We start from the raw sequence: 22539 nt of genomic DNA, 5'->3' as shown, positions 1-22539 counted from the left end.
TAGACTGCCTCCGTGCAAATTCGTGAATTGAAGATCCCCGACAGCTACGAGATCACCCCGAAGCAGTTCGGGGATGACCGTGGACTGTTCCTTGAGGCGTATCGCTTCGACCGTCTCGAGGAGGCAACCGGCCGCTCGATCAAGCTCGCGCAGGTGAACACCTCGGTGTCCAAGCGTGGCTCGGTTCGTGGCATCCACTTTGCCGATGTGCCTCCGAGCCAGGCCAAGTACGTGATGTGCCCGCGTGGTGCCGTGCTCGACTTCGTGATCGATATCCGGGTGGGCTCGCCCACATTCGGGCAGTGGGACTCGGTTCTGCTCGACGATGTGGACCGTCGCGCGATCTTCATCTCCGAGGGCCTGGGACACTGCTTTGTTGCGCTCACCGATGACGCAACCGTGACCTACCTGGTGAACGACGTGTACCGTCCGGACCGCGAGCACGGGATCAACCCGCTCGACCCCGAAATCGGTCTGGTGTTCCCCGAGGAGGCCGGCACCCCGCTGCTCTCCCCGAAGGACACCGAGGCCCCGGGCCTTGCCGAAGCCGCCGCCGCCGGTCTGCTGCCCACCTGGGAAGCCGCCCGCGCCTACTACGACTCGCTGAAGGGTAACTAACGCCATGAAGGGCATCATTCTCGCCGGAGGCTCCGGCACGCGGCTGTGGCCGATCACCAAGGGCATCTCCAAGCAGCTCATGCCCATCTACGACAAGCCGATGGTGTATTACCCCCTGTCGACCCTGATGATGGCCGGAATCAGCGAGATTCTGATCATCACCACCCCCGAGTACAACGAGCAGTTCAAGGCGCTCCTCGGAGACGGTTCGGACCTGGGCATCCGCCTGGAGTACGCCGTTCAGCCCTCCCCGGACGGCCTGGCGCAGGCGTTCATCATCGGTGAGGAGTTCATCGGTGATGACTCGGTAGCGCTGGTGCTCGGTGACAACATCTTCCACGGCACTGGCCTGGGGTCGGCGCTGCGTAACCACAACGAGATCGACGGCGCGGTGATTTTCGCCTACCCGGTTGCCGACCCGCGCAGCTACGGTGTGGTCGAGTTTGACGAGACCTTCACCGCGATTTCGATCGAGGAAAAGCCCGCGCAGCCCAAGAGCAACTACGCCGTGCCCGGCCTGTACTTCTACGACAACTCGGTCATCGAGATTGCCAAGACCATCGAGCCCAGTGCCCGCGGCGAGCTGGAGATCTCCACCGTCAACGAGCGCTACCTGAACCAGGGCAACCTGCACGTTCAGGTTCTGGATCGGGGTACCGCGTGGCTGGACACCGGCACATTCGAGTCGATGATGCAGGCCTCCGAGTACGTGCGCGTGATCGAGGACCGTCAGGGGTTCAAGGTCGGCTGCATCGAGGAGATCGCCTGGCGTGCAGGCTGGATTGATGATGATCAGCTGCGCGCGCTGGCGGCTCCGCTGGTCAAGAGCGGATACGGACGCTACCTCGCCCACCTGGTCGATTCCGCACACATCGACCGCTAGGGTGATGCACCACTAACAATCGGGCACCGGGAAATCCCGGTGCCCGATCGTTTTGGTGGGGGCGAATCTAGTGGCGCTGCGTGCGCCGCGCCTTGGCGGCGAGGAGGTGTCCACGAACCCCGAGCCCCACATTCAGGACCGCGCGCAGCGGCCAGAGCAGTGGGTGGGAGTACTTGCGCCCGAGGAATCGAGCGGCGCTGCGGTGGTGCACCAGCAGCATTTCGCCCGAGCTGTCCTGCGTGGAGTGGCCGCCGGTGTGGGTCACCGTGGCGGCGGGTACGTAGACGTTGCGCCAGTCCGCGTTTCCCGCGCGGTAGCCCAGATCCACGTCCTCGAAGTACATGAAGTAGGAATCATCAAATCCGCCCAGCGCCGTGAAAACGTCCCGACGGATCAGCAGGCAGGCACCGGAGAGCCACCCCGAGTCTCGCGGTTCGCTGCCCTCGGTGCGGTTGTGATAGTTCGCGCTCCAGGGGTTGCTGGGCCAGATGTTGGCAAACAGCGCGTGACCGATGCCGGCGCGGATCGAGGGGACGTTGCGGGCGGAGGGATAGATTTCGCCGTCGGGCTGGAGGATGCGGGGTCCCAGGACGCCAATTTGCGGGTCGCTATCGGCCACGGCGAGCAGCGCCTCCAGGCAGCCGGGGCTCACCTCAAGGTCGGGGTTGCAGACGAAGATCCACTCGCGAGGCTCGGTTTCAGATTCGGCCGCGCGATTGATCGCCGCCCCGTATCCGGGGTTCTCGGGAATCGGCAGGTATCGGGCGGCATAGTGCTCGCTGAGGTCGCGCACGCCGGCGCGGGCCGGGTTGTTATCGGCAACCGTGATGGGCAGCTCGGAGCCGTACGCATCGCGGAGGGATGACAGTAGCCCGGGCAGGACCTCGGCGGATCCGTAGCTCACCGTGATCGTCGAGACACGCTGGGGGACGGAGGCGGTGGCTGAGGAATCCATACCCGCTCCATCTTACGCGACTTGACGAGACACGGATACACGAATCACGCCGTCTGACCAGTACGCTTGCTACATCGGCAGTGCCCGTATCTTGGGCTCCGACCACGGATGAAAGAGAAGTTTGTGAGCATTACTCTCCCCTTTGACGCCAACGACGTTGTTGGTGCCGAATACCGTCGTCTCCTGGCCGGAACCATTGCCGCAGACAAGCCCGAGAACGTGGTGTTTGCCGTCTCCAATACCGATCCGGCAAGCGGTCGTGGTGACCTCTATGTAGCCCTGGGGCTGGCCTCCGCGCTGGATCGGTTGGGCTGGGGTGTGCGCTTTTTGGACCAGACTCGCTGGGGAGAGGTGCTGCCCCCGGAAACCACGGTGTCGATCGCGATGCTGGAGAGCTACGTTCCCGCCCTGATGGGACCGGATGTGACCCGGCTGGCCTGGGCTCGGAACTGGACCGATTCCTGGGCGACCCTGCACTATCTGCAGGCTTTTGACGGGGTGCTGGCCTCCTCCTCGGCAGCCCTCACCCGCATCACCGAGAACTTTGCGGGCCCCGCGGCGGTCCTGCCCATCGCCGCGGACTGTCGGCTGTTTCGTCCGCGTGCCGACCGCGAGCGCACGGTGGATCTCTCCACCACCGTAAACGAGTGGGGTCAGAACCGAGACATTCAGCGGGCGGTGGCGGCACTGCCCGAGGACATCACGCTGCACTGGTTTGGTGCCCGCCAGAACACCGCCAACGAGTACGGTTCCTCGGTTCATCGCCACGCTCCGATCAGCTTCTTTGAGCTGCCCGATCTCTACTCACAGTCCCGTTTTGTGTTGGATGATCTGACCCCGTCGGCGCGGGAATACGGATCGCAGAACAGCCGCCTGTACGAGTCGCTGGCGGCCGGTGCGCTGCCCATCCTGAATGAGGGACGGGGGCTGGACGAGCTGGGCCTCGATGAGGTGCCCGTCTACTCCTCACCCGAGGAACTCACCGAGCTGCTTACCCGGTTGAACGCGGATCCCGAGGGGAGTGCCGCGCTGGCCGCACGCCTGCACGAGGTGGTGATCGAGCGTCATGACTACACCGCGCGAGCCGTCGCTCTTGTCGACTTCCTCGCCCGGGTCCGCGCCGATTCCTCGGCGAACCGGGTGGAGACGGGCCCGCTGGCGGATCTCGCCGATGAGCGGGCTCGCCGCCTGGTTGCCGAGTACCATCAGCAGCGTCTCACCGGTGAGGCCGCCCACGCAACCGAACGCCTGGCGCTTGTCCAGGCAGAAAATGACGGTCTACGCGCCGAGGTTCAAAACGCTCATGCTGAGCTCACTCGGATCGCCACCCTGCCGGCGGTGCGGGTGGTGCGGCGTGTGAAGCGTCTGTTCCGAGGCCGGGCCTAACCATGAACCAGCGGGGTAGCGCCGAGGAGCTGGCTGCCGAGACGATGCGTGAACTTCTGCGCCAGTCGGTTGCTGAGTCCGCCGATCTTGCCCGCCAGCTGGCGCATGAGCGTGGTCGGGTGGCGGAGCTGAGCGCCGAACTCCACGCCGCCCGGGTACCGTTTCGACGGCTGCGCGCCCTGGCCCGGCGTATCCTACGGAGGAACCGATGAGCGAGCCTCGCCGGGTATTTGTGTACCCGCACTATGCCAATAATCCCTGGCAGGGACTCATGTACTCGGGGCTGGACCCGGAGGAGTTTCACACCGTCCCGATCGCGAGCCTGGATGAGCTTCCCACCGAGGCCCGAGCGGCCGAGGACTCGGTGCTGCACCTGAACTGGACCGCCGCGATCTCCCAGTCGGTGCCAAGCCTGGTTGAGTCTTTCGGGGCCGTCGCGAGCGCGATGGGCCGCCTGGAGGCGTATCAGCGCGCCGGGGGACGCATCGTCTGGACGATTCACAACGCCCTACCGCACGAGGTTTTCTACCTGGGGCCGGAGATCGAACTGTGCCGGTGGCTGTGTGACCGCGTGGACGCGATCACCGTGATGAACCCGGACACCGCACGCCTGGTTGCCCACCTCTACCTGCTGCCCGCGGAGAAGACACGGGTGCTCTCCCACCCCAGCTACCCGGACGCCCAGGCCAGCACGGTTACACGCGCACAGGCGCGGTCCGAGCTGGGCCTTGCGGAGGCCGAGCGGGTGGCACTGTTTTTTGGGATGCTGCGCCCGTATAAGGGAATCGAGCGTCTGCTGGCATCCCTCACCCGGGCCGATCACCATGCGGATGAGCCCACCCGGTTGATGATTGCCGGTGCGCGCGGCCCCGGCTACACCGAGGCGGGCATCACGACGCTGCTGGGTGCGCGCGATGATGTGAGCGCCTATATCGAGCATGTGAGCGATGAGCGCGCGGACCTGCTGTTTGCCGCCTGTGATCTGGTGGTGCTGCCCTATCGCGGTGGGCTGAACTCCGGGGTGGTGTATCTGGCCGCGTCCTATGGTCGCCCGGTACTGGTTCCGCAGATCCGCGAGAACACGCATCTACTGAGCGAGCCGTGGGTGTTCCCGATCACCGAGCCGTCCGAGGCACCCTTTGCCGAATCGCTGAGTCAAGCCCTGGAGCACGCGGTATCCGAGCGCGCCGAGCTGGAGGCGGCCGCGCGCGCATTCGCCGAGCCGCGTGCGGCAATCAGGGTCAGTACGGACTTCGCCGAGATCCTGCGCGGATAGCCGCACAGGATCTCGGCGAGGGTAGGGGTACTACTCGTTGTCGAAGGTGGCGGTTTCGCCACGATCGATGAAGTTGGCGGGCATGAAGATTGCCCCGCGGCACTCATCCGAGGACTCCACATCAAATGAGCAGGCCTGCGGCTTATCGTGCAGGTGGCGTCCGGCGTAGTCCATGATCGAGACGTTGACAAAGTACTTGCCCTGACCGAAGTGGGTACGCGGGAGTTCAAACTCCACCCGCCGATTGCGGTGCAGCGGGGAGGGCTTAACCTTGAGCCGGTCGGTTGCGGTGCCGTAGACGGCCTGGCCCAGCGTGTTGTCGATCTGGATCGCGCAGATCCAGTCGTCAATCTCCTGGTCGCAGTCGATGTCGATGGTCAGGGTCAGCGGTGCCTCGGGGACCAGGACGGTTCCCGACTCGGTGGTTCCGGCCGAGGTGTGGGCCACGATCCGGGCGGTCGGTGCGACCTCACCCTCGGGGCCGTCGGCCTCGTTTTCCAGGCGGCGGTCCTCGAGGTTGTCGCGGAACAGCGCCACGGCCCGGCGGGGATCCCCGTCGAATTCCAGGACACCCTGATTGAGCAGTACCGCGCGATCGCACAGCTCCAGGATCTGACCCATCGAGTGGGTCACCAGGATGATGGTGCGCCCGTCCTGCTGGAATGAGCGAATCTTATCCATGCACTTACGCTGGAACGCCTCATCACCCACGGCCAGGACCTCGTCCACCAGCAGAATGTCGGGATCGGTGTGCACGGCCACGGCAAACGCCAGGCGCACATACATGCCCGAGGAGTAGAACTTCACCTGGGTATCGATGAACTCGCCGATGCCCGAGAATGCCAGGATGTCATCGAACTGGCGCTCGGTCTCCTCGTGGCTGAGGCCCAGGATGGCCGCGTTGAGGAAGACGTTTTCGCGACCGGTCAGATCGGGATGGAATCCGGCACCCAGCTCCAGCAAGGCTGCCATGCGCCCACGACGCTTGATGCTGCCCGAGGAGGGATCCAGGATCCCACCGATGACCTTGAGCAGGGTGGATTTTCCCGACCCGTTGTGGCCGATCAGACCGATCGTGGTGCCGGCCTGAATGGAGATGGAGACATCGCGCAGCGCCCAGAAATCCTCGCGGTGCTTGGCGCCACGACGGAAGTTCACGATGCGCTCCTTGAGCGAATTGTCCTTGCGCAGCACAAACCGCTTGGACACCTCGTCGATCTCGACGAGGACCGGATTGGTGCTCGGGGTAGGGGAATCGGTGATAGTCACGATGTTGTCTAACTTCCTAGAGCGCCTGGGCGAAGTTGCCCTGCAAACGGGCAAAGATTCGCTGGGAAATGAATACGCAGAACAGGCACACCACGAGGGCGATCAGAATCCGCAGGAGGAGGAAATCCGGGTACTCGGGGGCCAGAGTCGGATCCGGGTAGTTCTCGACGTGACCCGCGGTCCAGAAGGCTCGCTGGAATCCCAGGACCGCCAGGGTGACCGGGTTGTTGGTGTAGATCTGCAGCAGGATTCCGTCGCCGAGGGCCTTCTTCACCATCGTCCACGAGTAGATGATCGGGGAGGCATACATCATGACCATCAGGAACACCTCGACCAGGTACTGGACGTCGCGCAGGTACACGTTGATCGCCGAGAGCAGCAGGGCGATCGCGAACGCGAAGGCGATTAGCAGCAGGATGGAGGGGATCACATAGATCAGATCGCCGGTCAGCGGGGGGCTTCCCACCGCGAAGGTGGCGATGATCAGGATGACGGCCTGAATCGAGAAGTTAAACAGTGCGGTGCCGGTGGCCGCCATCGGGAAGAGCTCCCGCGGCAGGTACACCTTCTTAATGATGCCCGAGTTGCCCACGATCGATCCAGTTCCGGAGCTGATGATCTCCGAGAACAGGCCGTAGACGGTCAGACCGCTGAAGATGTAGATCGCAAACTCGGGAATTCCGCGCTCAACCTGCAGGAACTTGCCCACAACGAGGTAGAAGATCATCAGCTGGGTGAGCGGACGAATCAGCGTCCACAGCAGACCCAGCGAGCTGTCCTTATAACGTGCCTTGATATCGCGGCGCACCAGAAGCGCGAGCATTGGGGTGCGGCCCAGGATCTCCCGCACCGTGCTCCAGAACCCTCCGGATCCGGCCGAGAGACCTCCCACTCGGGTCAGCGGCAGTTGGGAGAGGCGCTCCATACGGTCTTCTGGCGTCATGTTTCCTTTTTCCATCGGGGCGTTCCTCACACGGAGCGAACGGTCAGCATCAAAGTATACCTTCGCGATTCTCCGCGCCTCCTGTAAAAGCTCGGCCTGCGTTACTGGGGCGAGGCACGGTGAAGGATCAGGCATGCTTGGTAGACTGCAGCTTTGGTAGATGTTGGTTTCAACGTATTCGAGGTCCCCTGTGAAGAAGAGACGCTCCGGCGTGGTGTCCGTTGTCCTGGTTAATTTCCGTGGCACGGACGACACGATCACCTGCATTGAGGGCCTGCGCGCGCTCAACTGGCCCCAGGACAAGCTCGAGATTGTGGTGGTGGAAAACGGTTCGGGGGACGACAGCCTGGAACGTCTGAAGGCCCTGGGCGACACCATTACCCTGATTGATTCCGGCGCAAACCTTGGATTCACCGGCGGCTGCAACCTGGGTGTTGAGAAATCCAGCGGGGAGTTCGTCGCATTCCTCAATAACGATGCGCGTCCGCACCAGGACTGGATCCTGGAGGCCGTGCGTACCTTCGATTCTGGCCAGGACATCGGTGCCGTGGCCAGCAAGGTGCTGGACTGGGAGGGCGTCAACATCGACTATGCCGCCGCCTCGATCACCTGGTATGGCATGGGATACAAGCCCCAGGCGGGCTCGCCGGATAACGGCTCCCTTGACGACGAGCGCGATGTGCTCTTTGGTACCGGTGCCGCCATGTTCATGCGGGGCACCGTGTTTGAGGAGCTGGGCGGCTTCGACGACAACTTCTTTATGTTCTACGACGACGTGGACCTGGGGTGGCGGATGAACCTGCTGGGTTACCGCTTCCGCTACCAGCCGAAGTCCCTGGCGTACCACAAGCACCACGCCTCGATGAATAAGTTCGGCAACTTCCGCGAGACGTACCTGCTGGAGCGCAACGCGCTGTTCACCCTGTACAAGAACCTCGACGATGAGTCGCTGGCCCGGGTGCTTCCCGGTGCCCTCTCGCTGGCGCTGCGCCGTGCCGTGGCCCGCGGGGAGCTCGACTCGGAGAGCCTGGACCTGCGCAACCCCGGTGACGACTCGCAGGAGACCATGCCGGTATCCAAGCAGACCATGGCGGGAATCTTCGCGATGGACCAGTTTGTGGAAAAGCTGCCCGAGATGCAGGCCGCCCGCGAGCAGGTGCAGGCCACCCGCACCCGCTCGGATCGTCAGCTTTCCCCGCTGTTTGGTAAGACCGACGAGCCCGCCTACCCGATCGAAAACTACCTGCGCGGATACGACAAGATCGTCTCCACCCTCGGACAGTTGGACGTGGGCGGCCGCCGCCGCGTCCTGATCATCACCGGTGACACCATCGGGCTGAAGATGGCGGGCCCCGCCATTCGTGCCTGGAACATGGCGAACCTGCTCTCCAAGGAGCACGATGTCCGCCTGGTGACCATGGGCAACGCCACCATCACCGACCCCAACTTCACGATCGCAACCGTGGATCGTCACCGCCCCAAGAGCATCGTGCAGCACGAGCAGTGGGCCGATGTCATCATCTTCCAGGGGCACGCGTCGGTGGTCTTCCCGGCGATCGCCACCAGCCAGAAGGTGCTCGTGGTAGATGTATACGACCCGATGCACCTCGAACAGCTTGAGCAGGCACGCGAGCTGGGAATGAACCGCTGGAACAAGCAGATCAAGGACGCCACCGAACTGCTCAACAGCCAGCTGGTGCTGGGAGACTTCTTCCTGGCCGCGAGCGAGCGTCAGCGCCACTTCTGGCTGGGACAGCTCAGCGCCGTGGGCCGGGTCAACGCGTTCACCTACTCCCGCGATGGGGACCTGGGTTCGCTGATCGCGATTGCCCCGTTCGGACTGTCCTCGGACGCACCGGTGAAAACCAAGCCCGCCATGCGCGGTGTGGTGCCGGGCATCGGCGAGGATGACAAGATCATCATCTGGGCCGGCGGCATCTACAACTGGTTCGACCCGGAAACCCTGATTCGCGCCGTCGCCAAGGTATCCAAGAAGCACGATAACCTCAAGCTCTTCTTCATGGGTGTGAAGCACCCCAACCCGGATGTGCCCGAGATGGAGGTTGTCTCGCGCGCTCGTGCGGTCGCCGAGGCCGAGGGCATCACCGGAACCAACGTGTTCTTCAACGAGGTCTGGGTTGACTACAACGAGCGCCAGAACTACCTGCTGGAGGCCGATGCGGGTGTCTCCACCCACTTCCAGCACGTCGAGACCACCTTCTCGTTCCGCACCCGAATCCTCGACTACCTGTGGGCGGGACTGCCGATCATCACCACCGAGGGGGACTCCTTCGGCGATCTGGTTTCGCAGCAGAAGCTGGGAGTCTCGGTTCCCGAGCGCGACGTCGATGCGCTGGCAGAGGCCATTGAGAAGACCCTCTTCGATGAGAAGTTCCAGGCAGCCGCACGCAAGAATGTGGCGCGTGTGCGTAAGGACTTCTTCTGGGAGAAGGCGATGGCACCGCTGATCGAGTTCTGCCGGAACCCCGTGCACTCGGCCGACAAGGCACCCGGGGTGAAATCCTCCGCCGCCGTGGCCCAGGTTTCCTTTGCCCCGGCTCGTCGCCCGGGCAAGCTCGCACAGGACATTCGTGCCACGGTCTTCTACCTCAAGGAGGGTGGCGTCCGCGCCGTCGCCAGCCGGGTCAAGAAGCGCTTGACCCGCTAGGATCCACCGAGAAAAATGGCCGGTTCAGCCCTATTTATGGGGCGAACCGGCCATTTTCATGGGTGGCGTCGGTTGGTGCCAATTCCGCCTGTCGCCCGGCATATTGTTCGCTAGGAGCTAAGCTGGCCAGGTGGATGAAATCACCAATCAGATGACATCCGCTCGTAAGATATTTGGTTCGGTGATCGCGGTGGTACTGCTCGCCGCGGTTCTTGTTGCTCTGCCTGTCCGGGGTGGACCCGGCGCTCAGGCGGCGGACCTCAGCAAGTTTAATCCCGAGCAAATCATCAGCGACGCGGATTTTTACAACCCCGGCACGATGAATGCCGACCAGATTCAGCAGTTCCTGCAGAGTAAGGTTTCCACCTGTACTCCCGGTAACGACTGCCTGATCAACCTTCGTATCAACACGTTCGACCGCGGCGCTGATCAGATGTGTTCAGCCTATAAGGGTGCCTCAAACGAGAGTGCCGCAACGATCCTGATGAAGGTTTCCCAAGCCTGTGGACTCAACCCGCAGGCTCTTATTGTCATGCTCGAAAAGGAGCAGGGACTGGTTACCGCCAAGGCACCGGGTAAGTACGGAAACTATCGCTGGAACGCAGCGATGGGTTACGCCTGCCCCGATACCGCGGCGTGTGACACGCGCTACTACGGTTTTTATAACCAGGTCTATATGGCGGCCTGGCAGTTGAAGCGCTACGGTAACCCGCCGGGCACGTCCCAGTTCTTTACCTGGTTCCCGGTGGGTAAGCCCTCCGCGGTGATGTGGAACCCGAACGCCGCGTGCGGTTCGAAGACCATCACCATTCGGAACAAGGCCACCGCAGCCCTGTACTACTACACCCCGTATCAGCCCAACCCGGCCGCCATTGCCGCGGGCTACGGAACCGGCGATGCCTGTTCCTCCTACGGAAACCGGAACTTCTACCAGTACTACACCGACTGGTTTGGTGGACCGGTGAAAAACTCCAACCCGATTGGTTCGTTCGAATCGGTTCAGGGGTCGCCCGGCCAGGTTCGTGTGACGGGATGGGCGCTTGATCCCGACACCGCAAACCCGATCCAGGTGCACGTCTACGTGGATAACGCGAGCACCGCGTACACCGCCGATCGCGACCGGCCCGACGTGGGGGCAGCGTACCCCGGGTTCGGATCGAAGCACGGATTTGATGTCACCGTCCCGGTCAGTCCGGGTGGCAGCCATAAGATCTGTGTCTACGCGATCAACGTGGGTGCCGGAGACAACACCCTGCTTGGCTGTGGTGATGTGGTCCTTCCCTCCGGTTCGCCGGTTGGGGGTATCGATAAGGTGACCGCCGAGTCCGGCAAGGTCACCGTGACGGGGTGGGCTCTTGACCCCGACACCGCCGCACCGATCACCGTCCACGTCTATGTGGGATCCGCCTCCTATGCGGTGACCGCCGACCAGGACACCAAGTCGGTACCGGCGTCGTATTCGGCGTACGGGACCAAGCACGGATTCACCTATTCGGTCGCCGCTCCACCGGGCGATACGAACGTGTGTATCTGGGGTATCAACGTGGGCCTCGGAGGCAATACCGAGATGGACTGTCAAAAGACAACCATCCCGGGTTCCACCGGACCCACCGAGCAGGGTCGCGCGCCGATCGGTAACTTCGAGAAGGTTGTTGTTGCCCCCGGCCAGGTCACCGCATCGGGGTGGGCTCTTGACCCCGATACCGCACAGCCGATCCAGGTCCACATGTACGTCGGAGCCCGGAGTGCGGCCTACACCGCCGACGGTGTCCGCAACGATGTGGCCAATGCGTATCCCGCCTATGGAAACAAGCACGGATTCCAGACCACGATGACCGGCGTCGCAGGCACCCAAAACGTGTGCATGTACGCCATCAACACCGGACCCGGCGGTCACACCCAGCTCGGGTGTATGACCGTGAACATTCCGGCAAAGATCGTGGATCAGGGTCGTGTGCCCATCGGTTGGCTGGACGCAACCCCGGTGGCACCGGGCAAGGTTACGGTCAACGGTTGGGCCATCGACCCGGATACCAGTGAGCCGATTCAGGTCCACGTGTATGTGGGCGGTCGCAGCGTCGCTGTGCGCGCCGACAAGGCACGACCGGATGTCGCCGCGCTGTACCCGGACTACGGCCCGAACCACGGGTTTACCGTGGACGTGACCGGGGTCTCGGGCACGCAGAATGTGTGTATCTACGGCATCAATACGGGGCCGGGTGGCAACGCCCTGCTCGGTTGCCGGACGGTCACCATTCCGTCGGCCATCGTGGATCAGGGTCGCCCGCCGTTTGGCTGGTTCGACTCGGTTTCGGTGAGTGGCACAACGATCTCCGCACGTGGCTGGGCCATTGACCCGGACACTAACGATCCGATCGCCGTGCACATGTACGTCAACGAGGCCAGCACCGCGTTCCGCGCGGACACCAGCCGACCCGACGTCTCAACCGTGTATCCGGCATTTGGACCCAACCACGGGTTCGAAACGCAGATGCAGGGGCGTCCCGGCGTGAACAACGTGTGCATGTACGCGATTAACAACGGTGCGGGTGGGAACACCCTGCTCGGTTGTAAGAGCGTGACGGTGAACTAGTCACACCCGCCTGACTCCTCGTGAGGCACCCAGCCCCCGGGTGATGGTGGATCTTCGGATCCGCCAACACCCGGGGGTTTGTGCGTCTTCGAGGGGTTTTGTGGTGCCGAACGGTGGGGCCGGGAGGCTCGGGTGGGCAGCGTGCTGCGGCACGCGGACAACCTGCCACCCGCCATCTGGCCAAGCCCGTATTGTGGAAGCATGAAACGTATCGCTCCGGTTCTTGCCGCGGTCCTCCTGCTTGCGGGCTGCGCCCCGCACACGCCCTCCGAATCGGCATCGCCGAGCCCGTCCAGCTCGGCGAGCGCCTCGCCGAGCGCGTCCCCGTCGCAGAGCCCGAGCGAAACGCCCACTCCCGGTGGATCGAGCGATCCCGCGGTCACCCCGACCCCGGAGGAAACCAACGGCGGATCCGGTGCCGGCCCCGCCCCCGTCCCGCCGACCGTCGATACCTCGGCGGGCCTGGCGGAGCAGACCCAGAAGGCGCTGCTGGCGAGCCTCCAGGTGGCGCAGTTCAGCGATACCTGCAGCCAGGGTGCCCCCTACTGCTACATCGCGGCCCTGAGCGAGCCCAGCGCGGGCGTGGTGGTGGTGAACTTCACCGCCGGGGCACAGGCCGGAAACACCGCGCCGCTGGCCGCGAGCATCCTCTCCAGCGTTGCCGGTTCCGTTCCCGGACTCAAGGAGATTCGCACGGCGATCAACGGCGTTCAGGTGGGCACGGCAACCCGCTAGGCTCCCGGTACTCAAAAGCTCCGGCCGCCCCGTCACTGACGGGGCGGCCGGAGCTTTTTGTGTGTCTAGGCGCGGAGTGCTTCGGGCTCGCGCAGTCGGCGCAGATCCAGCGCGTCCTCATCCAGCGGGACGCTGTCGGCGAGCTTCCACAGCAGCCACAGCCCACCGGCCAGCACGAGGCTGAAGGCGATGATCAGGGCCAGGATCGGGATGCCGAACGGCGTGGTCCAGGTCGGGGCCACAAACATCTGCAACAGCGGGTAGTTGATGCCGATCGAGTAGCGCTTGATCACCAGGATGTAGGCGGCCACGTGGGCGGCCCAGAGCAGGGCGAAGACCGCCAGCGCGGGACGGCGGATCGAGGGCCAGGGCAGTCGCGCATCCGACATGACGATCGAGCACACCAGCAGCGTCAGCAGCGCCATCGCCAGCATGTAGCGGCCCTGCCAGATCTGCCCGAGCTCATGAACCACCATCGTCTGGACAACGGTCGGCATAAACAGGGTGACCGCCAGCAGACCGGCGATGATCAGACGGTTCTTCTTTCCGGCCACGGAGAAGCCCACGATGAAGGTGATCAGGATGGCGCCACCCCATACGATCGGGGTGAAGATCGGCGCGGGGGTGTCCAGCCAGCCGAACTCACCGATCCAACCGATGATCTGGTTTCCGGTGGAGTTGAGCATCGCCAGGGCGGTTCCAAACTCGCCGCGCATCAGGCCGCCGGGAGGAGGCGAACCCACATCCGGGGCGGTCAGATACCAGCCCACGGTTGCCAGGCCGGCGATCACACCGAGTGCGCCGATGATCCAGGTCACCGGGCGACGCAGCAGGGCACCGATCACCTTGCCTTCGCCCATCAGCAGACCCACGGCCAGGGCGATCACCAGCCAGAGGATCGAGATACTGCGGGTGGACATCAGCAGCACACCCGAGATCAGCATCAAGGCCAGATAGCCCAGGGTCGCTCGGGTACTCAGTGTTTTGCGAGACAGCAGCAGGGTGGTGGCAAACACGGCCAGGATCGAGGTGGCTTCCAGCCCGTTGGGGTTCACCGAGCCGGAGAGATAGAAGGTCATCGGGGTGAGGATTGCTCCCACCGCCAGGTACGGCCAGCGTCCCACGCGCAGACGGGTCAGCGCCCCAAAGAGGATTGCCACCGGGATCGAGGCAACCAGTGCACCGGCCAACCGCATGGCGTACAGGCTGGAGTCTCCGTTGATCAGTAGCGACGGCCACCCGGTCAGGATGTAGTAGCCCGGGGCGTTGAGACCGGCGGTGGTGCTGGTGGAGACGGTTGCCGAGGGGTCGGTCGGACGCTGGTCCATGCACGTGGTGACCGTGATGTCGGGTTTGAACGCGTTACAGGTGAAATTGTGTGAGTATGCGACACCCGCGGGTACATCAACGTACACGGTGCCGTTATGCGCATCTCCGGCGGTTCCGTAGAACTCGCCGTGAGCCACGGCCGCGGCACGAATGAAGTGTGATGCCTCGTCGGGTACCGACGAGGGGGGAGTGCTCAACGCCCAAATCGAGGAGAGAATAAAGAAGATCCCGCCGGCAAGAATTGCGGCAAGTATGGGGCGAATGGGCTCTCTTTTTACGCGTGAACGTTTTGGCACTTAGGAGGGTCCTCTGTCCGGTGACTGATGGGTGGTGAATCGCCGGCGGAACGTGCTGTCTCTGTAAGGATCCGCCCCGCATCCACAGATAAGATTACGATCTAGCCTAGCGTAGCCTAGACATGCAGCTGAGCCCCGCGACCGACAGGCGGCGGCGCGGGCTGAGAGACACACGGATAGGACAGCACGTGCACACGGAGAATCCCAATTCAGGATCCGAACCTACGGGAGGTGCCTCCGTGGTGCCCGGCCCGGCCAAAGCGCGAGTGCTCGCGTTCGGGGGCTTGAGCATGGTGCTTGGTTCGACAGCAATCGCCGGACTCCTAGGGTATTTAATCCAACTGGGAATGGGCCGGGCGTTGGGCAATACCACCGAGTATGAGTCCTTCATGGCCTTCTGGGCGGCGTTCTACCTGGTGGTGGGCACGCTCTCGGGTGTGCAGCAGGAGTTCACCCGGGCCTCCTCGATTGCGCGGCAGAGCCCCGAGATCGAGCGCGGGACCCGTCCCGGTCGCTACCTGGTGGTGGCCGCGCTGATCGTGTGTGCGGTGTTGGCGCTGACGGGTGCCCTGTGGGGCCCCGCGGTCTTCGGGTCGGGCGGATACGCCGCGGCGCTGTTCATCGCCGTGGGGGCCGGCTTCTACGCGGTGTTTGCGGGCCTCAGCGGCCTGCTCTATGGTCACGAACGCTGGGGTGTGCTCTCGCTGGGGATCGTTGCCGACCCGCTGATTCGGGCGATCGCCCTGACCTTCGCCATCGTGTTGGGGGGACTGGCGCTCTCGATTCAGGCCGCCGTGGTACTTCCTGTTGCCCTGTGTGTGGTGCTTCTTTTGGTGGCGATGCGGGTGGGGAAGAATGGACTACCCGCGCTGGGCATGTCCTGGCGGGCCCTCAGCTGGAACACGCTGCGGGCGATGGGCGGTGCGGCGGCAACCGCCGCGCTGGTCTCGGGCTTCCCGCTGTTTCTGAAGATCGCCGGCGAGGGCAATGCCGCACTGGCCACCATTATCTTTGTGTTCACCATCGTGCGGGCCCCGATCGTCATTCCGCTGCTGGCCCTGCAGAGCTTCATGATTGTGCACTTCACCAAGAACCTGGCGCGCGCGGTCGGATCTGCCCTCAGGCTGATCCTGGTCATCATCGCCGCATCCGTGGTCCTGGGCGGGCTGGGTGCGCTGATCGGTCCGCCGATCGTGAGCTGGATCACCAACGGGGCCTTCGACCCGGCACCCCTGCTGCTGTTTGGCATGATCGCCAGTGCCGGTTTCACCGCCGGACTCTGCGTGAGTGGATCCGCGGCGGTGGCCACCAGTCGGCACGGCGCGTTTGTGGTGGGTTGGGTGGTGGCAGCGATCACCAGCATTGCGCTGATCTTCGCCCCGATCGATCTGGCGACCCGTACGGTGCTGGCATTGAGCGCGGGACCCCTGCTGGGTCTGGTTGTGCACCTGCTGGCGATCCGCACGACCCGGCCGGACGCGGTGCCGGTGGAGACCGGAACCCCCGGGATCTGAGTCGGGCGAGCGCGGCCGGAGCCGCCTGGTCGTGCCGGGCTGTTCCTGACGAGCGCGGGCGAAGCTGGCGGGTCGCGCCGGTGTGTTCCTGACTAGCGCGGTTGGAAAAGGTCGCGCAGAATCTCGGTATTGCCCTGTGAGGTGAACCGCGCGTAGTCACCACGTGTGGCCTCGCGCAGCACCGGGAAAAACCGGCGGATTCGGCGATCGGGGAGCTCCGCACGGAACGTCTCGATTCGCAGTTTGCCCCGGGCGGCTGCGCGAATCGATGCGTCGATTTCGGAGTCTCGGCCATCGAGATGGGCCACCAGGGCAGCGGTTCGATCGCGCAATCCCCGGTTGCGGTTCCCGCGGGGGCTGAGTACCCGGTCCAGCTTGCGGCGCAGTGTGGGGCGGGACACCCCGATCTGGTTGCTGGCGTGCAGTCGGTATTCAACAAGCGGATCGGTGATGATCCCGATTCGGGTTTCGGCTGCGGCGATGACCGCGAGCCACTCGTCGTGAATCCAGCCCTCGGGAATCGGTGCCGCCCGACGCCACAGATCCGCACGGAAGGCCATCGTCATCCCGGTGGCAAGATTGCGCCGCAGGAACACCTCAAAGGCTCGGCCGGTCTCCACCGCGTCACGCTCATGCTGGTGCAGTGGCAGCGTCTGAAACAGGGTGCCGGGGAGACGGGTGCCGGCATCGTCGATCAGATCGGCATCGCCAAAGACCAGTGCGACATCTGGATGCGTGTCAAAGTAGTCGGCGGCAGCGGCGACGCGGTTGGGATACCACCGGTCATCCTGGTCGCTGAGGATCAGCACGTCGGCCTCGAGTGCGGCCGCATCCAGGGCACGGGAGAAGTTGCCCCGCACGCCCAGCGGGGTCGGGGAGGTCAACACCGTAAACGGCAGGGCCCCCTCAAGCTCGCGTTCGACCAGCGCCAGGGTGGCATCGGTGGACGCGTCATCGGCAACCACCACCAGGTCGGGTCGCCTGGTTTGGGCGGCGATGCTGCGCAGCTGCTCGCTCAGGTGGCGTGCGCCATTATGTGTGGCCAGCACAACCGCAATCCGTGACATGGGTACTACTCCGACCTGCGATCTAGGGGCTTCGGGGACCATCATATGGGCTGAGCCCGGGAACGTCTCGGGCGGGGCACCTGATAGCGTAAACCTGTGACTCTTGACATCATGCTGCCGTTTTATGGCGACCCGACCCAGTTTATGACGGCCGTGAAGAGTGTATTGGCTCAGGACAACCCGGATTGGCGCCTGGTGATCATCGATGACCAGTATCCCGACCCGGCACCGGGGGAGTGGGCGGCCGCCATCGAGGACCCCCGGGTCACCTACCGCCGCAACACCAAGAACCTGCGGATCAGTGGAAACTTCAACGAGAGCATCCGTCTGATGGAAAACTCTCATGCGATCATCCTGGGCTGTGACGACATCCTCCTGCCCGGATTTGTCGGCCGTGCGCTGGAGCTGATCGAACGTTTCCCCGATGCCGCCCTGATTCAGCCGGGCGTGGAAATTATCGATGGTGAGGACCACGTGTATTCGCCTCTCGCGGACCGGATTAAGGCGATGTGCCGCCCGAGCGGATCGGGTACCCGCGAGGTCGGCGGCGAGGAGCTGGTGACCAGCCTGCTGCGGGGAAACTGGCTCTACTTTCCGTCGCTGATCTGGCGGGTTTCGGAGCTGAAGTCGCGCGCCTTCCGCACCGATCTTGAGGTGGTGCAGGACCTCGACATGATCCTCGGCATCATCGAGGCCGACAACACGCTGGTCATCGATGAGCAGACCGTGTTCCAGTATCGCCGTCACGCTCAGTCGCTGTCGGCCAAGCGCGGTCCGGATGGGAAGAAGTTTATCGAGGAGCGCGCGGTCTTTGACGCCGCCGCCTCCCGCGCCAAGGCTCGCGGATGGCGCCGCGCGGCTCGGGCGGCCTCGCTGCGTCTCACCTCCCGTGCCAATGCGCTCACCGAACTGCCGGCGGCGCTGCGGGCGGGGTCGGGTGCCTCGACGCGGTCGCTGCTGCGACACGTGTTTGGCGGCTAGGACCTTCGCGCCTCGGCGGGGTATGTCGCCCCGAGGGCGATCCTCCTTCATCCCGCGTGCGCGGCACCCGACAAAGCATAAAAGAGCGGTTAGAATGACAATTATGCCGATTTCACTCAGCGAGACCCTCGTTGTCCTACCTGCTTACAACGAAGAGGAAGCGTTGGGCGGTGTCCTCGCGGAAATTCGCGAAACCCTGGGCGATGTGACCTGCCTCGTGGTGGATGACGGTTCCGCCGATCGCACCAGCGAGGTGGCCCGCGCAGCCGGGGCACGGGTGGCCACCCTGCCGCTGAATCTCGGTGTGGGTGGGGCCATGCGGGTGGGGTTCAAATACGCCGTCGCAAACGGTTTCCGCGCGGTGGTCCAGGTGGATGCCGACGGTCAGCACGACCCCAAGTCCCTGCCCGAGCTCGTGGCCGGTCTGGATGAGGCCGATATCGTCATTGGTGCCCGTTTTGCCGGCAGCGGCGACTACGAGGTCAGCGGCCCGCGCAAGTGGGCGATGAAGTTTTTGTCGGTGGTGATTGGCCGCATTTGCAAGACCAAGCTCACCGACACCACCAGTGGTTTTAAGGCGATTGGCCCGCGAGCACTGAACCTGTTTGCCCGCTACTATCCGGCGGAGTATCTGGGCGACACCATTGAGGCCCTGGTCATTGCGGCCCGCGCCGGATGCGTGGTGAAGCAGGTGCCGGTATCGATGCGTGAGCGTGCCGGCGGTGTCCCCTCGCATAATCCGGTCAAGGCCGCAATCTACCTGGCCCGTGCCTTTGTCGCGCTGACATTTGCGCTTGTCCGTCCGCCGGTCCGCCTGGCCAACATCGAACGGAGCGCAGCATGATCGCGGTTTCCCACATTCTTGCCATCGCCGCCTCGGTCCTGATCCTGGTGGTGGTGATCGAAATGGTGCGCCGTCACCGGCTCAAGGAGCGTCACGCGACCTGGTGGCTGATTGCCGGTGTGATCGCGTTGATCACCAGTATCTTCCCGGGCATTCTCCAGTGGGCATCACAGATTCTCGGGGTAGAGATTCCGCTGAACCTGGTGTTCTTCGCGTGCGCCGCGGTCCTGTTCCTGGTGTGCCTGCAGCACGGTTCCGAGCTGGCAAACACCGAGGAGCGCGTGCGTGTCCTGACCGAGGAGAGCGCGCTGCAGGAAATGCGTATTCGCGCGCTTGAAGACGCTCTCGGTGCCCGCGACTCGAGGCCCTCGTCGGCAAACGACGCCTAGCGCGTCGCATACGCCGGTCCAGCCTATTCGCGCGGAACCGGCGGTAACGCCCGCCGGGTATCCCGGAAGCGGGCCAGCCATGAGGTGGATCTGGACGCCAGAATTGCGCAGATCACCAGCATGACCCATCCGCCCGAGGTCAGCACAAAGCTCTCGGCAACCGAGGTTCCGGCCAGCGCCACCATGATCAGTGCGGGCCAGGTGTAGGTGACCGTACGGCGGTTGCTGGCCAGGAGCCAGGACCGGATAAACGCGGTAATCGCGAGGATCGCAAACAGGCAGATCCCGACCACACCCACCTGAAGCGCCACATCCAGATAGGCGTTCAGTGCCGACGTGTGGCGATTTTGCAGGGTGAAGTTAATCGTGTTGTAGGGGGTCGTGGACGCCCGCCACATGCCGGTCCACCCCCATCCCTCCATCGTATTCACGGGGATCAGTCGCCATACCTGAATCCACAGCGAGTAGCGAGTGAGGAATTCTCCGTTGGCGTTGAGCAGCGTGAGCACCCAGACCCGGTTGAGATACACCACGATCGTCACGATGACGCTGAGCGACAGCAGGATCCACTGGAGCGCGGGTCTGCGTTCGGCGGGCGCCTTGCGGATGCCGTAGAGCGCGGCGGAGGCGATGCCCAGGACAATCGCCACAAAAATCATGACCGGCGAGCGACTCAGCAGCAGACACATCACCGCGAGTGAGATCGAGAAACCCGCCAGCGGCTTGGGGACCGAGCGGGTGCGCCACTCGATCACAAACGAGATCAGCGCGATCATGGTGGCAAACGCCAGGAAGCTGCGCGAGCCAAAGATGCCCTGGATCGGGCCGCCCGAGGCGATGGTTCCGCTGATCTTGAGGAATGGCACCGGGGTGTCCAGCAGGATGCCCGAGAAGATCTCCAGCATCAGCGAGGCGGTGAGCAGGATGCGCATCGCGGTGCCTACGGCCCGGACCACCTGAATCGTGTCGCGGCTGAGCGCGACCGCGGCCGCCAGGAACCCGAATCCCAGCTGATAGGCGGCACCCACCAGCGAGTTCGCCGGGGAGGTGGCCCAGATGACCGAGATCGTGCACCAGCCGACAAAGGCCAGCACGGTGAGCGGGATGACCCCGCCCCACTCGATGTATTCGCGCCGGCCGATTAGCATCAGGGCGGCCAGGAAACACAGTGTGGCCAGGCCCGCGGCTACTCCGGCCCAGCCCAGCAGCGACTGGGTGAAGGGCACACAGAACGACCAGCCGATGATGGTGACCGCGAGGGCCTGTACCCCGGGTGCGCCGGTGAGGACCTCCCGCAGTTGCCGGATCGGCGTGGCACCGATGGGATCCGGACGGCTCATGCGTGCGCCGTTCGGGTATCGCCGGGCGGGGGTACCTCGGGACGGTCATAGCGCGGCTGAGGACTCGCATCGGGGGCGAGCTCGGTGCCCGCGTCCATGAGCGGCCGGCGTACACCGGTGAGTGCAAACAGGCAGATCAGGACCCAGCCGGACTCCACCAGCGGACGGCTCTCGGCGATCGACTGGACCAGCAGGGTCACCAGGATCAGCAGCGGGACCAGCGCATAGGGGGAGAAGGGACGGGCATCATTCTGGTCGACGCGGGGGCGGTCAATGGCGGTGAACCAGGCACGCCACAGTGCCGAGGCCAGGGCCAGGGCCAGCAGGATGACACCGATAATGCCCAGCTGCATCCAGACGTCGAGCCAGGTGTTGTGTGCCTGTAACTGCAGGACGCGGTTACGTACCACCAGGTGGTTGAAGGGTTCCACCCAGGGGATCCAGGGGCTGGCGAATCCGTTCCCCAAAATCGGGCTCTTCTCGGCCTGCCTGATCACGGTGGCCCAGATCTCGGCGCGGCCGGTCAGATCCGAGCTCTTGCCCAGCAGGGAGAACACCCGATCACGCAGCAGCCAGAAGGTGATGCCGCCCACGGCAAATACTCCACCCACAACGAGTGAGCGACCAAACTGTTTGCCCGGTGCACCCGCGCGCACCCAGAGTGCGGCGGCCCCCACCACGATGACCGCGGCCAGTGCCAGCACCAGGGTCGAGGAACGGGTCAGCGCAAACAGCAGGACGGCCAGGGCAAACCAGGCACCGGTGACCCAGCGACGGGGTTCCCGAGCGCGGGCAGCGGGGGAGAGCCGGGGGTAGGCCAGCAGACGCAGGCCCAGCAGGATGATACCGAGCAGCGCGACAAAGGCCAGGAGGTTGGCGTTGCCCAGAATGCCCTGGATTCGGTCACCGGTAAACAGGACGTTGCGCGACCAGTAGGCCAGCAGCGGCGGCTTGTGTCCATACTCCACCCAGAACGGGAGGACCGGGTGGCGGATGATCAGCGAGACCACCAGCTCAAACACGATCGAGAGGGCCAGGACCGCCTGCACCGCGCGGGTGAGGGCCCCGATAATTTCGTTCCAGGTCAGGACCAGCGCGAGCATCAGTGCGGTCGCGGTGCACGCGAGCATACCCAGCAGGGTGATCGCGGATCCGCCGGGATAGGCCGACCAGATCAGCGAGAGTACCGCAAACAGAATGTATCCGGCCAGCGCGAGCGGCCAGGGGCCGGTGAGCGGGCGTGGACGCAGCCGAATCAGGAAGTAGACACAGGCGATCAGCGTGAGCGAGGCCACCGCGAGGTACCCGGGAAATCCGAGGAGGTTGCGCAGTCCGTCTCCCGCCAACGCCACAAACAGCGCAAACGTGGCCACCGCGCGCAGCCACAGGCGCTCCGTAGACAGCGCGGCGGGCGGGAGCACTCGGGTGTCGGACATAGGTCCACACTACCCGG

General features: G+C 64.2%; 19 protein-coding genes. 12 read left to right on the top strand and 7 right to left on the bottom strand.

The genetic code is table 11. The features are described 5' to 3' along the window. Positions 1 to 12: 12 nt before the first annotated feature. Together M2390_RS09825 and rfbA are read left to right on the top strand one after the other, a co-directional pair. On the top strand, positions 13 to 618 hold the full coding sequence (locus M2390_RS09825; RefSeq protein ID WP_259178367.1) for a dTDP-4-dehydrorhamnose 3,5-epimerase family protein: 606 nt from the start codon (positions 13 to 15) through the stop codon (positions 616 to 618). A 4-nt stretch (positions 619 to 622) separates the two neighbouring features. Then, positions 623 to 1501 carry a glucose-1-phosphate thymidylyltransferase RfbA gene (rfbA, locus tag M2390_RS09820; protein WP_259178365.1) on the top strand — a complete coding sequence of 293 codons (879 nt, stop codon included), beginning with the start codon at positions 623 to 625 and terminating at the stop codon, positions 1499 to 1501. A gap of 67 nt (positions 1502 to 1568) precedes the next feature. On the opposite strand, the gene M2390_RS09815 is transcribed toward rfbA, so the two are convergent. Next, a complete protein-coding gene (locus M2390_RS09815) occupies positions 1569 to 2456 on the bottom strand; it encodes a glycosyltransferase family 2 protein (RefSeq protein ID WP_259178361.1) in 888 nt (295 codons plus the stop codon). 123 nt (positions 2457 to 2579) lie between these two features. Between M2390_RS09815 and M2390_RS09810 the strand changes: the two genes are divergently transcribed. Genes M2390_RS09810 through M2390_RS09800 form a run of 3 tightly spaced genes read left to right on the top strand, consistent with a single transcriptional unit; the run spans position 2580 to position 5118 of the window. Continuing rightward, positions 2580 to 3842, top strand: a complete 1263-nt coding sequence (locus M2390_RS09810; protein WP_259178360.1) for a glycosyltransferase — start codon at positions 2580 to 2582, stop codon at positions 3840 to 3842. 2 nt (positions 3843 to 3844) lie between these two features. Then, the gene (locus M2390_RS09805; protein WP_259178358.1) at positions 3845 to 4054 is read left to right on the top strand and encodes a hypothetical protein; all 210 of its coding nucleotides are present in this window, start codon (positions 3845 to 3847) and stop codon (positions 4052 to 4054) included. Further along, the gene (locus M2390_RS09800; protein WP_259178352.1) at positions 4051 to 5118 is read left to right on the top strand and encodes a glycosyltransferase; all 1068 of its coding nucleotides are present in this window, start codon (positions 4051 to 4053) and stop codon (positions 5116 to 5118) included. The genes M2390_RS09805 and M2390_RS09800 overlap by 4 nt, the downstream gene beginning before the upstream one ends. Before the next feature lie 30 nt (positions 5119 to 5148). On the opposite strand, the gene M2390_RS09795 is transcribed toward M2390_RS09800, so the two are convergent. Then, complete coding sequence (locus M2390_RS09795) at positions 5149 to 6387, bottom strand: ABC transporter ATP-binding protein (protein WP_259178350.1); 1239 nt, start codon at positions 6385 to 6387, stop codon at positions 5149 to 5151. Between the two features lie 16 nt (positions 6388 to 6403). Then, on the bottom strand, positions 6404 to 7330 hold the full coding sequence (locus tag M2390_RS09790; protein WP_259178348.1) for an ABC transporter permease: 927 nt from the start codon (positions 7328 to 7330) through the stop codon (positions 6404 to 6406). 190 nt (positions 7331 to 7520) lie between these two features. Between M2390_RS09790 and M2390_RS09785 the strand changes: the two genes are divergently transcribed. From M2390_RS09785 to M2390_RS09775, 3 genes are all read left to right on the top strand, one after another. Next, entirely contained in the window at positions 7521 to 9998 is a 2478-nt protein-coding gene (locus M2390_RS09785) for a glycosyltransferase (protein ID WP_259178347.1), read from the top strand. A gap of 130 nt (positions 9999 to 10128) precedes the next feature. Next, positions 10129 to 12591 (top strand): hypothetical protein, encoded by a 2463-nt coding sequence (locus M2390_RS09780; protein WP_259178345.1) that lies wholly within the window; start codon positions 10129 to 10131, stop codon positions 12589 to 12591. Positions 12592 to 12792: 201 nt separating this feature from the next. Next, the gene (locus tag M2390_RS09775) at positions 12793 to 13326 is read left to right on the top strand and encodes a hypothetical protein (protein ID WP_259178342.1); all 534 of its coding nucleotides are present in this window, start codon (positions 12793 to 12795) and stop codon (positions 13324 to 13326) included. A gap of 65 nt (positions 13327 to 13391) precedes the next feature. Here the strand turns inward: M2390_RS09775 and M2390_RS09770 are convergent, their stop codons facing one another. Beyond that, positions 13392 to 14951, bottom strand: coding sequence for a DUF2142 domain-containing protein (locus tag M2390_RS09770; protein WP_259178341.1), 1560 nt, complete (start codon positions 14949 to 14951; stop codon positions 13392 to 13394). Positions 14952 to 15310: 359 nt separating this feature from the next. Between M2390_RS09770 and M2390_RS09765 the strand changes: the two genes are divergently transcribed. Next, a complete protein-coding gene (locus M2390_RS09765; RefSeq protein ID WP_259178340.1) occupies positions 15311 to 16465 on the top strand; it encodes a hypothetical protein in 1155 nt (384 codons plus the stop codon). Positions 16466 to 16557: 92 nt separating this feature from the next. On the opposite strand, the gene M2390_RS09760 is transcribed toward M2390_RS09765, so the two are convergent. After that, on the bottom strand, positions 16558 to 17532 hold the full coding sequence (locus tag M2390_RS09760; protein WP_259178338.1) for a glycosyltransferase: 975 nt from the start codon (positions 17530 to 17532) through the stop codon (positions 16558 to 16560). Positions 17533 to 17628: 96 nt separating this feature from the next. Here M2390_RS09760 and M2390_RS09755 point away from each other — a divergent pair, with 96 nt between their 5' ends. The 3 genes from M2390_RS09755 (at position 17629) to M2390_RS09745 (ending at position 19746) form a co-directional block, all read left to right on the top strand. Next, entirely contained in the window at positions 17629 to 18513 is an 885-nt protein-coding gene (locus M2390_RS09755; RefSeq protein ID WP_259178337.1) for a glycosyltransferase, read from the top strand. Positions 18514 to 18616: 103 nt separating this feature from the next. Continuing rightward, entirely contained in the window at positions 18617 to 19357 is a 741-nt protein-coding gene (locus M2390_RS09750; RefSeq protein WP_259178335.1) for a glycosyltransferase family 2 protein, read from the top strand. Further along, positions 19354 to 19746 carry a DUF2304 domain-containing protein gene (locus M2390_RS09745; protein ID WP_259178333.1) on the top strand — a complete coding sequence of 131 codons (393 nt, stop codon included), beginning with the start codon at positions 19354 to 19356 and terminating at the stop codon, positions 19744 to 19746. Before M2390_RS09750 ends, M2390_RS09745 begins: the two co-directional genes overlap by 4 nt. Positions 19747 to 19769: 23 nt before the next feature. On the opposite strand, the gene M2390_RS09740 is transcribed toward M2390_RS09745, so the two are convergent. Continuing rightward, positions 19770 to 21086, bottom strand: coding sequence for an O-antigen ligase (locus tag M2390_RS09740; RefSeq protein ID WP_259178331.1), 1317 nt, complete (start codon positions 21084 to 21086; stop codon positions 19770 to 19772). After that, positions 21083 to 22522: an O-antigen ligase gene (locus M2390_RS09735; protein WP_259178329.1), complete on the bottom strand. Its 1440-nt coding sequence runs from the start codon at positions 22520 to 22522 to the stop codon at positions 21083 to 21085. The genes M2390_RS09740 and M2390_RS09735 overlap by 4 nt, the downstream gene beginning before the upstream one ends. Between the last annotated feature and the right edge of the window lie 17 nt (positions 22523 to 22539).

Source organism: Mycetocola sp. BIGb0189, from assembly GCF_024810155.1.
Lineage (GTDB): Bacteria > Actinomycetota > Actinomycetes > Actinomycetales > Microbacteriaceae > Mycetocola > Mycetocola lacteus.
Note: the sequence above shows the minus strand (reverse complement) of the source record. Positions and strands in the feature narration are given on the sequence as shown.

What these genes read in the sequence shown, in the direction of transcription:
- M2390_RS09805 (WP_259178358.1), top strand. Translation starts at nt 3,845, where the DNA reads ATGAACCAGCGGGGTAGCGCCGAGGAGCTGGCTGCCGAGACGATGCGT.
- M2390_RS09760 (WP_259178338.1), bottom strand. Translation starts at nt 17,532, where the DNA reads ATGTCACGGATTGCGGTTGTGCTGGCCACACATAATGGCGCACGCCAC.
- rfbA (WP_259178365.1), top strand. Translation starts at nt 623, where the DNA reads ATGAAGGGCATCATTCTCGCCGGAGGCTCCGGCACGCGGCTGTGGCCG.
- M2390_RS09800 (WP_259178352.1), top strand. Translation starts at nt 4,051, where the DNA reads ATGAGCGAGCCTCGCCGGGTATTTGTGTACCCGCACTATGCCAATAAT.
- M2390_RS09740 (WP_259178331.1), bottom strand. Translation starts at nt 21,086, where the DNA reads ATGAGCCGTCCGGATCCCATCGGTGCCACGCCGATCCGGCAACTGCGG.
- M2390_RS09815 (WP_259178361.1), bottom strand. Translation starts at nt 2,456, where the DNA reads ATGGATTCCTCAGCCACCGCCTCCGTCCCCCAGCGTGTCTCGACGATC.
- M2390_RS09745 (WP_259178333.1), top strand. Translation starts at nt 19,354, where the DNA reads ATGATCGCGGTTTCCCACATTCTTGCCATCGCCGCCTCGGTCCTGATC.
- M2390_RS09790 (WP_259178348.1), bottom strand. Translation starts at nt 7,330, where the DNA reads ATGACGCCAGAAGACCGTATGGAGCGCCTCTCCCAACTGCCGCTGACC.
- M2390_RS09735 (WP_259178329.1), bottom strand. Translation starts at nt 22,522, where the DNA reads ATGTCCGACACCCGAGTGCTCCCGCCCGCCGCGCTGTCTACGGAGCGC.
- M2390_RS09775 (WP_259178342.1), top strand. Translation starts at nt 12,793, where the DNA reads ATGAAACGTATCGCTCCGGTTCTTGCCGCGGTCCTCCTGCTTGCGGGC.
- M2390_RS09750 (WP_259178335.1), top strand. Translation starts at nt 18,617, where the DNA reads ATGCCGATTTCACTCAGCGAGACCCTCGTTGTCCTACCTGCTTACAAC.